Origin of the sequence: Bradyrhizobium sp. USDA 326 (assembly GCF_049739485.1) — a bacterium.
Taxonomy (GTDB): domain Bacteria; phylum Pseudomonadota; class Alphaproteobacteria; order Rhizobiales; family Xanthobacteraceae; genus Bradyrhizobium.
This window is the reverse complement of record NZ_JBMGQA010000001.1, coordinates 688318-702351: the sequence shown is the minus strand read 5'-3', so window position 1 is coordinate 702351 and position 14034 is coordinate 688318. Positions and strand designations below refer to the sequence as shown.

At 63.9% G+C, this 14034-nt stretch carries 15 protein-coding genes and 1 other RNA gene; 9 read left to right on the top strand and 7 right to left on the bottom strand.

Annotation, left to right across the window (positions count from 1 at the left end; genetic code table 11):
• Positions 1 to 19: 19 nt before the first annotated feature.
• Entirely contained in the window at positions 20 to 1624 is a 1605-nt protein-coding gene (locus tag ABIG06_RS03380; RefSeq protein ID WP_370134232.1) for an IS1182 family transposase, read from the top strand.
• Positions 1625 to 1756: 132 nt separating this feature from the next.
• Here the strand turns inward: ABIG06_RS03380 and feoB are convergent, their stop codons facing one another.
• The 7 genes from feoB to ssrA all read right to left on the bottom strand — a co-directional run bounded on the left by feoB (position 1757) and on the right by ssrA (position 7301).
• Entirely contained in the window at positions 1757 to 3628 is a 1872-nt protein-coding gene (gene feoB / locus ABIG06_RS03375; RefSeq protein ID WP_124159953.1) for a ferrous iron transporter B, read from the bottom strand.
• A 37-nt stretch (positions 3629 to 3665) separates the two neighbouring features.
• Positions 3666 to 3941 (bottom strand): FeoA family protein, encoded by a 276-nt coding sequence (locus ABIG06_RS03370; protein ID WP_319328367.1) that lies wholly within the window; start codon positions 3939 to 3941, stop codon positions 3666 to 3668.
• 116 nt (positions 3942 to 4057) lie between these two features.
• On the bottom strand, positions 4058 to 4309 hold the full coding sequence (locus tag ABIG06_RS03365) for a ribbon-helix-helix domain-containing protein (RefSeq protein WP_025038043.1): 252 nt from the start codon (positions 4307 to 4309) through the stop codon (positions 4058 to 4060).
• Positions 4306 to 4494 carry a DUF4169 family protein gene (locus ABIG06_RS03360; RefSeq protein WP_124159951.1) on the bottom strand — a complete coding sequence of 63 codons (189 nt, stop codon included), beginning with the start codon at positions 4492 to 4494 and terminating at the stop codon, positions 4306 to 4308. Before ABIG06_RS03360 ends, ABIG06_RS03365 begins: the two co-directional genes overlap by 4 nt.
• 274 nt (positions 4495 to 4768) lie before the next feature.
• Positions 4769 to 6208, bottom strand: coding sequence for a class II fumarate hydratase (gene fumC, locus ABIG06_RS03355; protein ID WP_124159950.1), 1440 nt, complete (start codon positions 6206 to 6208; stop codon positions 4769 to 4771).
• 89 nt (positions 6209 to 6297) lie between these two features.
• Positions 6298 to 6816 (bottom strand): SspB family protein, encoded by a 519-nt coding sequence (locus tag ABIG06_RS03350; RefSeq protein WP_370134228.1) that lies wholly within the window; start codon positions 6814 to 6816, stop codon positions 6298 to 6300.
• Positions 6817 to 6934: 118 nt separating this feature from the next.
• Positions 6935 to 7301: a transfer-messenger RNA gene (gene ssrA, locus ABIG06_RS03345) on the bottom strand.
• An 84-nt stretch (positions 7302 to 7385) separates the two neighbouring features.
• Here ssrA and ABIG06_RS03340 point away from each other — a divergent pair.
• The 8 genes from ABIG06_RS03340 (at position 7386) to ABIG06_RS03305 (ending at position 14003) form a co-directional block, all read left to right on the top strand.
• Positions 7386 to 7982 carry a chromate transporter gene (locus tag ABIG06_RS03340; protein ID WP_370134227.1) on the top strand — a complete coding sequence of 199 codons (597 nt, stop codon included), beginning with the start codon at positions 7386 to 7388 and terminating at the stop codon, positions 7980 to 7982.
• The gene (locus tag ABIG06_RS03335; protein ID WP_370134224.1) at positions 7979 to 8509 is read left to right on the top strand and encodes a chromate transporter; all 531 of its coding nucleotides are present in this window, start codon (positions 7979 to 7981) and stop codon (positions 8507 to 8509) included. Before ABIG06_RS03340 ends, ABIG06_RS03335 begins: the two co-directional genes overlap by 4 nt.
• 96 nt (positions 8510 to 8605) lie before the next feature.
• Positions 8606 to 9367, top strand: coding sequence for a tripartite tricarboxylate transporter TctB family protein (locus ABIG06_RS03330; RefSeq protein WP_124159946.1), 762 nt, complete (start codon positions 8606 to 8608; stop codon positions 9365 to 9367).
• Positions 9368 to 9374: 7 nt separating this feature from the next.
• Positions 9375 to 10889 carry a tripartite tricarboxylate transporter permease gene (locus ABIG06_RS03325; protein ID WP_199751442.1) on the top strand — a complete coding sequence of 505 codons (1515 nt, stop codon included), beginning with the start codon at positions 9375 to 9377 and terminating at the stop codon, positions 10887 to 10889.
• 148 nt (positions 10890 to 11037) lie between these two features.
• Positions 11038 to 12018: a tripartite tricarboxylate transporter substrate binding protein BugD gene (locus tag ABIG06_RS03320; RefSeq protein ID WP_370134222.1), complete on the top strand. Its 981-nt coding sequence runs from the start codon at positions 11038 to 11040 to the stop codon at positions 12016 to 12018.
• Positions 12019 to 12208: 190 nt separating this feature from the next.
• Positions 12209 to 13003, top strand: coding sequence for a thymidylate synthase (locus tag ABIG06_RS03315; protein WP_370134221.1), 795 nt, complete (start codon positions 12209 to 12211; stop codon positions 13001 to 13003).
• A gap of 5 nt (positions 13004 to 13008) precedes the next feature.
• A complete protein-coding gene (locus ABIG06_RS03310) occupies positions 13009 to 13494 on the top strand; it encodes a GNAT family N-acetyltransferase (protein ID WP_370134218.1) in 486 nt (161 codons plus the stop codon).
• Positions 13494 to 14003 carry a dihydrofolate reductase gene (locus tag ABIG06_RS03305; RefSeq protein ID WP_370134216.1) on the top strand — a complete coding sequence of 170 codons (510 nt, stop codon included), beginning with the start codon at positions 13494 to 13496 and terminating at the stop codon, positions 14001 to 14003. The genes ABIG06_RS03310 and ABIG06_RS03305 overlap by 1 nt, the downstream gene beginning before the upstream one ends.
• Positions 14004 to 14034 lie beyond the last annotated feature (31 nt).

Below are 14034 nucleotides of genomic sequence, written 5' to 3'. Positions count from 1 at the left end.
TTGATGTACGATTCTGTTCATGACGAATCGCACATTCAAGACGGGCGAGAGCCGAGAACAACTCAGTCTGCTTCCTGCGCGGGTTGAGGACTATGTCGGGGCGGACAACCCGGTCCGGGCGATCGAGAGCTTCGTTGGCGTCCTCGACCTTGCCAAGCTCGGCTTTCGCCACGCTGATCGCAAGGCCGAAGGGGTCGGCCAGCCGCCGTACGATCCGGCCGATCTGCTGAAGCTGTACCTTTACGGCTACATCAACCAAATCCGGTCGTCGCGTCGGTTGGAACGGGAAGCTGGCCGCAATCTGGAACTGATCTGGCTGCTGAAGGGATTGAAGCCGGGTTATCGAACGATCGCCAACTTCCGCAAGGAGAACTGGGCGGCTCTGAAGGAGGCCAACCGCAGCTTCGTGCTGCTGATGCGCGAACTCGGTCTCGTCGGCGGCAGCGTTGTTGCGATTGACGGCTCGTTTTTCCATGGCGACGCCAGCAAGGCCAGCGTCTTTACACGCAAGAGGCTTGCCGATCAGATCGCAAAGCTTGACCAGGAGATCGAGGCTTACGGCAAGTCCCTTGAGGACAATGATGCCGCAGAAGCCAGGAAGCCGGGCAAGGATGGGCCCGACGGCGGCGGCGGAGATAGCGGCGACATCGGCGCGAAGGTCGCGGCGCTGATGGCCAAGCGCTCGCGCGCACAAGCTGATCTTGCTCGACTGGAAGAGAGCGGCCAGACGCAGCTGTGCCTGACCGATCCGGATGCCCGGCTTCTGGTCAAGAGCGGCCAGGGGGTCGCAGGCTACAATGTGCAGACCGCCGTCGACGACAAGCACAAGCTCATTGTCGCCAGCGAGGTGGTCAACGACAGCAGCGATGTCGGCCAGCTGCATGCGATGGCCATCGCGGCAAAAAAGGCCCTTGAGGTCAAGTCCCTCCAGGCGCTGGCTGATGAGGGGTATTACAGCAGTCTCGAGCTGAAGGCCTGCGAGGACGATGGCATCACGGCCTATGTGCCGGTGCCGGAGGGCAACGCTCGGCTCGAGAAGGAAGGCCGCTTTGCCCTCAAGGATTTCGACTATGACGGTGCATCCGACACCTACCGTTGTCCCGCCGGCCAACTGCTACATCCGATGAAGAGCAGGCAAAAGAACACCAGTGGCCGCATCGAGATCCGCTACGCGGCGCGTGGAGTGATCTGCAGGACCTGCCCGCTCAAGGTCCGCTGCCTCGGCTCAAACGCAGCCTACCGGACGATCGGTCGCTGGGAGCATGAAGACGTTCTTGAACGCCATCGCGCGCGGATGCAAGGCGCAGGCGAACTGATGCGCCGTCGCTCTGGCATCGTCGAGCATCCGTTTGGCACGCTCAAATGCCGTGCCGGCTATCGTCATTTCCTGGTCCGCGGCTTCGACAAGGTCCGCGGCGAGTGGAGCCTGATGGCGCTTTGCTACAACTTCACTCGCGTGCTCAACATCCTTGGGTTCGACACGTTTCTGGCCGCACTCGCAAAGACGCTTGCTCCTTGCCGATGCACCCTCGCAGCCCTCCTGCAGGGCATAAAGGTTGCTCTAGCGACCTTCTGGCGAATATTTCAGTCCCCGCTGGCAATCACCCCATCCGCTACGGCCTAGGACCGCCAACGAACCAATTCTTGCTCAGCCTCGACGGCGCAAGTGAATTTAGGATAATCCGTAGGTCATTGATTTCACAGCCCCCGTCTACTGTGCATGGGGTTGTTTTCGCATTTTTGATCTGGCGAGGGCCTATCCCGCTCCGAGCGCCACCGCGACGTTGTACGTCACGAGGCTCGCCGTATAGGCCAGCACCAGCATGTAGCTGAAGGTCGCGGCCATCCAGGTCCAGCTGCCAGTCTCGCGCCGGATGACGGCCAGCGTGGAGGCGCATTGCGGGGCGAAGATGTACCAGGCCAGCATCGACAGCGCGGTCGCCAGCGACCATTTCGTCGCCAGCACCTGGCCGATCTGCTCGGCCGCTTCCTTGCCGCCCTCGATCGCGTAGACGGTGCCGAGCGCTGCGACCGCGACTTCGCGCGCCGCCATGCCCGGGATCAGGGCGACCGCGATCTGCCAGTTGAAGCCGACGGGGGCGAGCAGCGGCTCCAGCGCCTTGCCGATCATCGCAGCCAGGCTGAAATCGATGGCTGGCTCGGTCGCGCCCGCGGGCGGCTGCGGGAACGAGGCCAGGAACCAGATCAGCACCATCATCGAGAAGATCGTGGTGCCGGCGCGGTGCAGGAACATCTTGGCCCGGGTGTAGACCCCGATCGCGATCGATTTCAGCCGCGGCATCTTGTAGTCCGGCAGCTCCAGCATGAACGGCGCCGGCGCATAGTCGCGCAGCATGAAGAACTTGATCAGGAACGAGACGGCAAGCGCGCTGACGATGCCGGTGGCGTAGAGGCCGAACATCACGAGGCCCTGGAGGTTGATGAAGCCCCAGACGTCCCTTGCCGGGATGAAGGCGGAGATGATCAGCGTGTAGACCGGAATGCGCGCCGAGCAGGTCATCAGCGGCGCGATCAGGATCGTGGTCAGCCGGTCGCGCTTGTCGTCGATCACGCGCGTCGCCATGATGCCGGGAATGGCGCAGGCAAAGCTCGACAACAGCGGAATGAAGGCGCGGCCGTGCAGCCCTGCGCCGCCCATGATGCGGTCCATCAGGAACGCGGCGCGGGCCATGTAGCCGAAATCTTCCAAGAGCAGGATGAACAGGAAGATGATGATGATCTGCGGCAGGAACACGATGACGCTGCCGACGCCCGAGATCACGCCGTTCTGAAGGAAGCTCTGGAGCAGGCCGGCGGGCAGGGTGGCCTGGACGAATTCGCCCAGCGCTTCGAAGCCAGAGTTGAGCAGCTCCATCAGTGGCTGCGCCCAGGCGAACACCGCCTGGAACATCACGAACAGGATCAGCGCGAGCACGATGAGGCCGCCCACCGGATGCAGCACGATCGCGTCGATCCGCGCGGTCCAGGTGTCGGGCCTGGCAGGCAGGCTGACACAGTTGGCGATGATGCGGTCGGCCTCGCGCTGGGTGGCGCGCAATTCGCTGACGCTGAGCGCACGCCAGCTGTTCTCCTGCGACTCAGTGGCGAGCTTGGCCGAGATCTCATCGGTCAGCTTGAGCAGATCGGCCGTGCCGCCCTTGCGCACAGCGATCGAGGTGACCACGGGCACGCCGAGCTCCTTGGCGAGCCGCTCCGCGTCGACAGTGATGCCGCGGCGGGACGCGATGTCGAACATGTTGAGCACGAGGATCATCGGCCGTCCCGTGCGCTTGAGCTCGAGCAGCAGGCGGATGGTCAGGCGCAGATTGGTGGAGTCGGCGACGCAGAGCACGAGATCGGGCACCGTCTCGCCGCTGGCCTTGCCGAGCACGAAGTCGCGGGTGATCTCCTCGTCCGGGCTGCGGCCGCGCAGTGAATAGGTGCCGGGCAGGTCGACCACCGAGACCTGGCGTCCCAGGGGGGTGACGAAGAAGCCTTCCTTACGCTCGACGGTGACGCCGGGATAATTCGCGACCTTCTGCCGACTGCCGGTCAGGGCGTTGAACAGCGAGGTCTTGCCGCTGTTTGGCGTGCCCACCAGGGCGAGATGCAGCAGGGGGAGTTCCATGTGATCAGGGGCCCGGGATGAGGCGTCCCGTCGCGATCTAGGCGACGATGATGGCCATGGCTTCGCGACGGCGGACCGCGATGGTGATGCTGTCGACCCGCACGGCGATCGGGTCGCGCCCAACCAGCCCCTCATGCAAGATCTCGACCCGGGCGCCCTCGACGAAGCCGAGTTCGATCAGGCGGCTTTCGAGCTCGACGTCCGAGAGCGCCGAGCCCGCCTGCTTGGCGGAAAGGTGCTGGATGACGCCGGTATAGCCCCGCTGGGCCAGACCCAGCGGCATGTGCGAACGCGTGTCAGTGGTATCGGTCATGCCCTGTATTTTCAACGCGGGGCATTGAGGTCAAGCGCGCGCACCCGTGGAAACTGCACCTTAGAGTGATTTTAAAGTGTTGCAGCCGGGGCGCCGTCGCGGGCGCCCCCCGAGGGCTACTGGGCCGGGACCTTGTCCGGCTGGGCCGCCATGGCGCGGCTCTTGAAGTAGTCAAGCACGAAGAGACGGATCGCCGACGACAGATTGCCTTGCTGGCGGTTGTTGTCGATCTCGCCGACCAGCTCGGACAACGTCATGTTGCGCAGGCCGGAGATCTCCTTCATGCCGTTCCAGAACGCCTCTTCCAAGCTGACGCTGGTCTTGTGGCCGGCGACGACAATCGACCGTTTCACGACGGGCGACTTCATGGCTGCTCCTCGTGATCGATCCGGTGCTGGTCCAGATGCTCCTTGGCCTGGTCCGCCCGCTTCTCCTCTGCCGACCGGTCCGCCTTCGTGCGACCGAACTTCGCCCGGTTGGCGTCCGCCTGCTTCGCCGAGGCTTCCCGCTCGACGCGCTTCCTGAAGCGATTCAGGTTGATGACGTTCCCCATGCCGCGTCTCCATCAGCAGATCCTCGCTAGGCAGGATGAAACATTCAGAAAAAGGGTGCCACGTTGCGCCCCGCAAGACTTGATCGCCATTCGCTCGTCCTCGTCAATCGGCCCCACGGGCCATCAAACGATGAATTTCGCCCGAGGGCGGAAGAGCTGCGTAACACACCGCCCCGCCGCAACATTGACGGTAATCAAATCCCTCCCCCAAAACCGCATATTTCTGAGGCCCGAGGGTCCGTATCATTACGGATGGCTATCGGAATTCGGAAATCTATCCCGGGCTGGTCATCTTCTCGGGGCGTACCAGCCGGTCGAACTCGTCGGCCGAGACGAAGCCGAGCCGCAGCGCCTCCTCCCTGAGCGTCGTGCCGTTGGCATGCGCCGTCTTGGCGACCTTTGCCGCGTTGTCATAGCCGATCTTCGGGGCCAGCGCCGTCACCAGCATCAGCGAGCGTTGCATCAGCTCGCTTATGCGCTTTTCGTCGGCGCGGATGCCGCTGACGCAATGTTCGGTGAAGGAGCGTGCGGCATCCGCCATCAGGCGGATCGAGTGCAGCATGTTGTAGGCGAGCACGGGCTTGTAGACGTTGAGCTCGAAATGGCCCTGGCTGCCGGCGACAGTGATGGCGGTGTGATTGCCGAACACCTGGCAGCACACCATGGTCATCGCCTCGCACTGGGTCGGATTGACCTTGCCGGGCATGATCGAGGAGCCAGGCTCGTTCTCCGGCAGGATCAGCTCGCCGAGACCCGAACGCGGGCCGGAGCCGAGCAGGCGGATGTCGTTGGCGATCTTGAACAGGCCGGTCGCGACCGAATTGATGGCCCCGTGCGCGAGCACATAGGCGTCGTTCGAGGCCAGCGCCTCGAATTTGTTGGCGGCGCTGGTGAACGGGAGCTTCGTGATGCGGGCAACATGCTTTGCGAACAGTTTTGCAAAGCGCGGCTTCGAGTTGAGGCCGGTGCCGACGGCGGTGCCGCCCTGCGCCAGCGGATAAAGCTCCTTCACCGCGACCTTGAGCCGGGCAATGCCGCTTTCGACCTGCGCGGCATAACCGGAAAATTCCTGGCCCAGCGTCAGGGGCGTTGCATCCTGGGTGTGGGTGCGGCCGATCTTGACGATCTTTGCGAACTCCTTCTCCTTCTTGCGCAGTGCACGCAGCAATTCCCCGAGGGCGGGGACGAGATCGGCATTGATGCGGCTCGCGGCCGCGATGTGCATCGCGGTGGGAAACGAGTCGTTCGACGACTGGCTCATGTTGACATGGTCGTTGGGATGCACCGGCTTCTTGGCGCCGAGTTCGCCGCCGAGCAGCTCATTGGCACGGTTGGCGATCACCTCGTTGAGATTCATGTTGCTCTGCGTGCCGGAGCCGGTCTGCCACACCACGAGGGGAAAATGATCATCCAGCTCGCCCTCGATCACCTCGCGCGCGGCACGGATGATGGCGCCCGCGCGGCGCTGGTCGAGCAGGCCGAGCTCGCGATTGGACTGCGCGGCGGCGAGCTTGACGATGCCGAGGGCATGCACCAGCGAGACCGGCATGCGATCGGTGCCGATGCGAAAATTCTGGCGCGAGCGTTCGGTCTGGGCCCCCCAATAGCGGTCGGCGGGGACTTCGATGGGACCAAAGCTGTCGGTTTCGATGCGGGTCGCGGAGCGTGAAGGGCGGGTCGTCTTGGCGGTCGTTTTGGCCATAAGCACATCCATTCTGCCGCGCGAAACGCCGCGCGGCCTTTTCATGTGCTTCTCTATATAGGCAGTTTGGCCCTGTGCGACGGGCTCGGGCCCAGTCTAGATCATTTCTTGCGGAAACGATCGAGCCGCACGACTTCGGCGCCGCCCTGGCTCGGCGGGGGCGGCTCGTCGGTGGCTTCTGTCTCTTCCGTGGCAGGTGCCGGGACTGATACGGCCGATGGCGCGGGCGCCGCCGGCAAATTCTCGGGCGCGACCTCGGCGACGTCGGAGGTGTCGAACTGGAGGCCGAACTTCACGGACGGATCGAGGAAGCTCTTGATCGCACTGAACGGTACCACCAGCCGCTCCGGAATGCCGCCAAAGGACAGGCCGACCTCGAAACGGTCCTCGAGCACGGTCAGGTCCCAGAACTGGTGCTGGAGGATGATCGTCATCTCTTCCGGATATTGCGCGAGCAGTCGCGGCGACAGCTTCACGCCCTCGGCCCTCGACACGAAGGTGATGAAGAAATGGTGCTCGCCCGGCAGGCCATGGGCCGCGGCATCGGTCAGCACCTTCCGCAGCACGCCGCGCAGCGCGTCGCGGGCCAGTACATCATATCGGATATGATCGGTCGCCATGGTGGTCCTGTTGCATCCCCGAAGCCGGACCCTGCCGGCCCCGACTCGCCAAGCCGCAATAGTACCGCGCCTGACGGGTGAGCAGGAGTCCCCGCCGGGGAAGAAATCGAAGAGTTAAAGTGGAGGCTTCTGTTGCCAGGTGCCTCCGAACCCCGCCTAGCGGAGCTTAACCCGCTAGGACTTTAGAGTGGTCTTTCAAACTGCGTTACGCAGCCTGAGCAACCGGAGCAAAGTTGTCGTTGGCAACTATTGCAGTAGCCCGATAACGGCGGAACAATACCGGGAAAAAGTACGCCCTTTACGCCCTCGTCGATCCTATTTCGCCCCCGCCAAAGCCCGCTTCCGGGCTAGCCCGATGGTGGGCTTTGGTGGAGGCGCCGGGTACCGCCCCCGGGTCCGAATGGTTTATTGCGACGACCGTTTATTTCCATAGCCGGCGAACCGGCATCCCCAATATAGGGCGCAAAGCTTTCGAAAAACAGGGGTTTCGAGCGGATTGGCTGCGGTTCCCTTTGGATAGGTTCCGGATCGTCTTGGCCGCGGAGCGACCCTCGTTCTAAGCTCCTGACATGTCCTCGGATTCAGCACCGGCTGTCCAAGAGCCGGATCTCGCCACCGCACCGCCGAGCCTGGTCGCGTTGTTTCTGGCCTTCGCCAGGATGTCGCTGGCGGGTTTCGGTGGGGTCCTGGTGTTCGCCCGGCGAGCGCTCGTCGAGCAGCACCGTTGGATGACGGCGGATGAGTTCAACGAGACCTTTGCGCTCTGCCACTTCTTGCCCGGGCCCAACATCGTCAACCTGTCGATGGTGTTTGGATCGCGGCTGCGCGGCATCGCCGGCGGCGTTGCCGCCTTTGCCGGGCTGTTGCTGCCGCCGACGCTGATCATGACGGCGCTGGCGATCGCCTACGCCCGTTTCGGCGATATCGAGGTGCTGCGCCGAATCCTTGCCGGCATCTCATGCGCGGCGGTCGGCCTCTTGATCGCGGTGGTCTTCCGCATGATGACGCCGCTGCTCAAGCGCGCGGATCCCCTCGCGGCGATCCTGATGCTCGGTGTGTTCCTCGCCATCGGCGTGCTCCGCATGCCGCTCCAGGCGGTGCTGCTGGTCGCGATCCCCGTCAGTGTGTGCGTCACTTATTTCCTGCGACGGAAAGTAGCAGCATGACCAGCCACAGCCCGATCTGGTCGCTGATCTCCACCTTCGGTCTGATGTCGCTATTCGCCGTCGGCGGGGCCGCGGCAGCGGTGCCCGAGATGCACCGCATTGCGGTCGAAGTCCATCACTGGATGACCGACAAGCAGTTCACTGACGCCTATGCGATCGCACAGCTCTCGCCGGGTCCGAACGTGCTTATCGTGACGTTAATCGGCTATGCCGTCGCGGGCATCCCCGGCGCGCTGGCGGCGACGCTGGCGATGTGCCTGCCGACGGCACTGCTTGCCTATTTTGTCAGCCGGCTCCTGAATCGCCCGAGCCAATCGCGCTGGCCCGGCCTGATCCAGGCTGCATTGGTTCCGCTCTCCATTGGTTTGATGGCGGCGAGTGCCCTGATCCTGGCCCAGTCCACCGATCGCAGCATTGCTGCACTGCTTCTGACCGCAATGGTTGCCGTGGTGGCGTCCGTCTCGCGCTTCAATCCCCTGTGGCTCCTGCTCGCCGGGGGCGTGTTGGGTTTTGCTGGCATTGTGTAATGAAAATCGCTAGGCAGTGATCCGGGGCGGGGGATCCAGTTCCAGCGGATTTAAAACAACAGTGCTCGTGACTTACGGGTCGCGGAGGAGACAGGCATGGCCGACACGATGGGCCACTCAGCGACGGCTACCCGAAACACCAAGGTAGCGCTCGGCTTTTGTCTGCTGGCGATTGCGCCGCAGATTTTCGAATTGATCTGGTCGATCGGGACGATCTTCGGCTGGGGCACCGGCCGCGGCCCGGCGGCGGTCGTCACCGGCCACGCGACGGCGCTGCTCGCCGGCGCGCCCAGTGCCATATTCGGATCGTTCGGCGGCGGCACCAAGAAGATGTCGTCCGAGGTGCTGCTGGCGCTGATCTATTCCTATCCGCTGTTCGCCGTGGCGATCCTGACGCTGTTCATGACGATCCGATCGGCACAGGATTATGTCGGCGGCGTCGTCCTGATGGCCGTCGCCCTGTTCGCGCTGTGGGCGTCGAGCGATCTGCAGGGCATGCGGGGCTTCTCCTTCGGCGCAGGGACCGCGCCGCGCATGTTCGGCGGGCTGCTGGTCGCCTTGTCCGCCGGCATCGCCCTGACCGGCCTTCTGACCAACGGGCCGGCGATGGCTCATTATTCCTGGCGGGGACCGCTGTTCGTGGTCGCCGCGATCCTCTTCTTCGCCCTGTCGATCCGGTCCCTCGGCCTCGTGGTAACGGCCTTCTCGAGCTTCATGATCGCGGCGACGGGCTCGCATGAGACGCGCTGGTTGGAAGCGGTGATCGTCGGCGCCTGCCTGACGGTCGGTTGCGCCATCCTGTTTCCCTACGTGCTCGGGCTGCCGATGCCGATGTACCCGCGTTTCCTGAACCAGTGAGGGCGTGATGGATATCTTTGCCAACCTCGCTCACGGTTTCGCCGTCGCGTTCTCTCCGATCAACCTCCTGATGTGCCTGATCGGCGCCCTCGTCGGCACGCTGGTCGGCGTACTCCCGGGCATCGGCACCATTGCGACGGTCGCGATGCTGCTGCCGATCACTTTCGGACTGCCGCCGGTCGGCGCGCTGATCATGCTCGCCGGCATCTATTACGGCGCGCAATATGGCGGTTCGACCACGTCGATCCTCGTCAACATACCCGGTGAGGCGACATCGGTCGTCACCGCCATTGACGGCCACCAGATGGCCAAGCAGGGCCGCGCCGGCCCGGCGCTGGCGATCGCCGCGATCGGCTCGTTCTTCGCCGGCTGCGTCGCGACCGTCCTGATTGCCATCCTCGGCGCGCCGCTCACGAAGCTCGCGCTGGCGTTCGGCCCGGCCGAATATTTCTCGCTGATGGTGCTCGGCCTGATATTCGCGGTGGTCCTGGCCAAAGGCTCGGTGCTGAAGGCGATCGCCATGATCGTATTCGGCCTGCTGCTGTCGATGGTCGGCTCGGACATCGAGACCGGTGCCTCGCGCATGGCCTTCAACATTCCCGAGCTCGCCGACGGTCTCGGCTTCGCGACGGTGGCGATGGGTGTGTTCGGTTTTGCCGAGATCATCCGCAATCTCGACCATGGCGCCGAGATGAACCGCGACCTCGTCCAGCAGAAGATCACCGGCCTGATGCCGACCAGGAAGGATCTGGCCGACTCGACGCCGCCGATCCTGCGCGGCACCGTGCTCGGCTCGATCCTCGGCATCCTCCCCGGCGGCGGCGCGGTCATCGCGTCGTTTGCGGCCTATACGCTCGAGAAGAAGCTGGCCAAGAACCCGTCGCGGTTCGGTCGCGGCGCGATCGAGGGCGTCGCGGGTCCGGAGAGCGCCAACAACGCCGCGGCACAGACCTCGTTCATCCCGCTGCTCACCCTCGGGATCCCGCCGAACGCAGTGATGGCGCTGATGGTGGGCGCGATGACTATTCACGGCATCGTGCCGGGTCCACAGGTGATGCAGAAGCAGCCAGATCTCGTCTGGGGCATGATCGCCTCGATGTGGATCGGCAATCTGATGCTGATCATCATCAACCTGCCGCTGGTCGGCATCTGGGTGCGGCTGCTGCGCGTGCCGTACCGGCTCATGTTCCCCTCGATCGTGATCTTCTGCGCGATCGGCATCTATTCGGTGAACAACGCGCCGGTCGACGTCATCCTCGCAGGCGTGTTCGGTCTGGTCGGATATTGGCTGATCAAGCACGATTTCGAGCCGGCGCCGCTGCTGCTCGGCATGGTGCTCGGACCGCTGATGGAAGAGAACCTGCGCCGGGCGCTGCTGATCTCGCGCGGCGACTGGAGCGTGTTCCTGACGCGTCCATTGTCGGCGGTGCTGCTGGCGGTTGCAGCGGGCCTTCTTGTTCTTACGGTGCTGCCGACGTTGCGCGCCAAGCGCGACGAGGTGTTCACCGAGTCCGAGAACTGAGGTCGCCGCCCAACGGCGACCCACGTCCTGCGTCGGCGCGCCGCATTCGGAAGTCCAATCGACTTGTGTGGCGGCTTCGTGAAATGAAAATGCCGGCCTCTTGGCCGGCATTTTTTTGGATAACCAAGGGGATCGCAAGGGGATCGACATGACCTTTATTCGCGCGCTCACGGGCGCATGTGCCGCAGCGCTCGCCTCGCTCGGCGCCTTGGTTGCACCGGCCGAGGCGCAGACCTATCCGACGCGCAGCATCACCATGATCGTGCCGTTCGCGGCCGGTGGGCCGACCGATGTCGTCGCGCGCATCGTCACCTCGCACATGGCGCAAACGCTGGGGCAAAGCATCATCATCGAAAACGTCGTCGGTGCCGGCGGCACAACCGCGACCACGCGCGCCGCGCGCGCGGCCAATGACGGCTATACGCTGATCACCGGGCATATGGGCACGCACGCCGCATCGGTGCCGCTCTATCCGAAGCTCGCCTACCATCCCGAGAAGGACTTCGAGCCGATTGCGCTGCTCGCGGGCACGCCGATCCTGATCCTCGCGCGCAAGGACTTTCCGCCGAAGGACCTGAATGAGTTCGCCACCTATGTGAAGGCGAACGCCGAGAAAGTGAACGCCGCGCATGCCGGCGTCGGCTCGGTTTCGCATGTCTCCTGCGAATTGCTGCACTCGATCCTCGACATCAAGCCGGTCGGCGTGCCCTTCAACGGCACGGGACCTGCGATGAACGCGCTGGTGGCGGGCCAGGTCGATTACATGTGCGACCAGATCGTCAACGCCGTGCCGCAGATCAACGCCGGCACCATCAAGGCCTATGCAATCGCAACGCCGGAGCGCAATCCGTCGCTGCCGAACGTGCCGACGACGGCCGAAGCGGGCCTGCCGAAGTTCCAGGCGCAGGCCTGGAACGCGATATTCGCGCCCAAGGGAACTTCGCCCGCGATCGTGGCAAGCCTGAACGCTGCGGCCGTCAAGGCGCTCGATGACGAGACCGTGCGCAAGCGGTTGCTCGAGCTCGGCAGCGTTATCCCAAGTCCCGCCGAACGGACGTCCGAATCACTGGCCACCCTCGTCAAGGGCGAGATCGCGAAGTGGACCCCGGTGCTCAAGCCGGCAACTTAGGCGATAAGGTCAAGCGAGTAGGTAGGGAAGGGCGGGGCGCAGGTTCCGCCCTTGTCGTTTGTGCCGGAAACACTCATTTTTCCGGGTATAATCGCCACAGGCAGCGAATCGCTGCTGTTGCAGCGCGATGGTGGCCGCTAAGTTCGGCGCCTCCCCCAAAGGTTGCCGTCTTTCCTAAGGTTTTTGGCACATGCACCAGTATCAGGACCTGCTCGAGCGGATTCTTTCAGACGGCGCCGAGAAGACCGACCGGACCGGCACCGGCACGCTCTCGGTGTTCGGCCACCAGATGCGCTTCAATCTCTCCGACGGCTTCCCGATGCTGACCACCAAGCGGCTGCCGCTGAAGGCGATCGTGCACGAGCTGTTGTGGTTCCTGAAGGGCGACACCAACATCAAATATCTGCGCGACAACGGCGTCACCATCTGGGACGAGTGGGCGGACGCCAATGGCGATCTCGGCCCGGTGTACGGCCATCAATGGCGCTCCTGGCCCACCGCCGACGGGCGCAGCATCGACCAGATCGCCAATGTCATCGACATGATCAAGCGCACTCCCGATTCCCGTCGGCTGATCGTCACCGCCTGGAATCCGGCCGACGTCGAGAAGATGGCTCTACCGCCCTGCCACCTGCTGTTCCAGTTCTATGTCGCGAACGGGAAATTGTCGTGCCAGCTCTATCAGCGCTCGGCCGACGTCTTCCTCGGCGTGCCCTTCAACATCGCCTCCTATGCGCTGCTCACCATGATGGTGGCGCAAGTCACCGGCTTGAAGCCCGGCGACTTCGTGCACTCGCTCGGCGACACCCACCTCTATTCCAACCATCTGGAGCAGGCGCGGCTCCAGCTCACCCGCGCGCCGCGGCCGCTGCCGGTGATGCGGATCAATCCTGATGTGAAGGACATCTTCTCCTTCCGATACGAGGATTTCGAGCTCGTCGGCTACGATCCGCATCCGCACATCAAGGCGGAAGTCGCGGTCTAGCGCCTATGTCGCTCAACATCCGCCGCGTGCGCCCGGGCGAAGCCGGGCTCGTTCTGGATTTCATCCGCGAGCTGGCTGAATACGAGAAACTGTCGCACGAGGTGGAGGCGTCCGAAGCTGATATCGCCGATGCGCTGTTCGGCGAAAGACCGCAACTCTATTGCGCCATTGCCGAGTGGAACGGTGAGCCGGTCGGCTTCGCGGTGTGGTTTGCGAATTTCTCCACCTTCAGCGGCCGCCACGGCATCTATCTCGAAGATCTCTACGTGCGGCCGTCGCATCGGGGCAGGGGCCTCGGCAAGGCGCTGCTGGTCTATCTCGCCAGGGAATGCATCGAGAACGGCTGGTCGCGCCTGCAATGGGCGGTGCTCGACTGGAACGCGCCGTCGATCGCGTTCTACAAGTCGCTCGGCGCCGTCATGATGGACGACTGGACGCTGTGCCGCGTCACCGGGCCTGCGCTGACGCGGCTTGCCGGGAACACGCCCTGATGGAGATCGTCTTCGTCGTTGCCATTGCGGAGAACGGCGTCATCGGCGCCGGCAGCGCCATCCCGTGGCGATTGAAATCCGACATGGCCCGCTTCAAGGCGCTCACGATCGGCAAGCCGGTGATCATGGGCCGCAAGACATTCGAATCCCTGCGCCGGCCGCTGCCGGGCCGCACCAACATCGTGATCACGCGCGATGCGGCTTATCGTGCCGCTGGTGCCGTCGTCACGACGTCGGCTGCGGATGCGGAGGCGGTCGCGCGCGGCGATGCCCTGCGACGTTCGGTCACTGAGATCGCCGTGATCGGCGGCGCCGAGATCTATCGGCAATGGCTCGATCGCGCCGATCGTCTCGAAATCACCGAAGTGCATGCGCGGCCCGAAGGCGATACGCATTTCGACATCGACAAGGCCGGGTGGGAGGAGACGGCGCGCATGCGTCATCCTGCCGGACCGGACGACAGCGCCGACTTCTCCTATGTGACATATCGTCGGCGGGCAGGCCATTAACCGCATTCGCCAATGTTTACATTGACTTTTT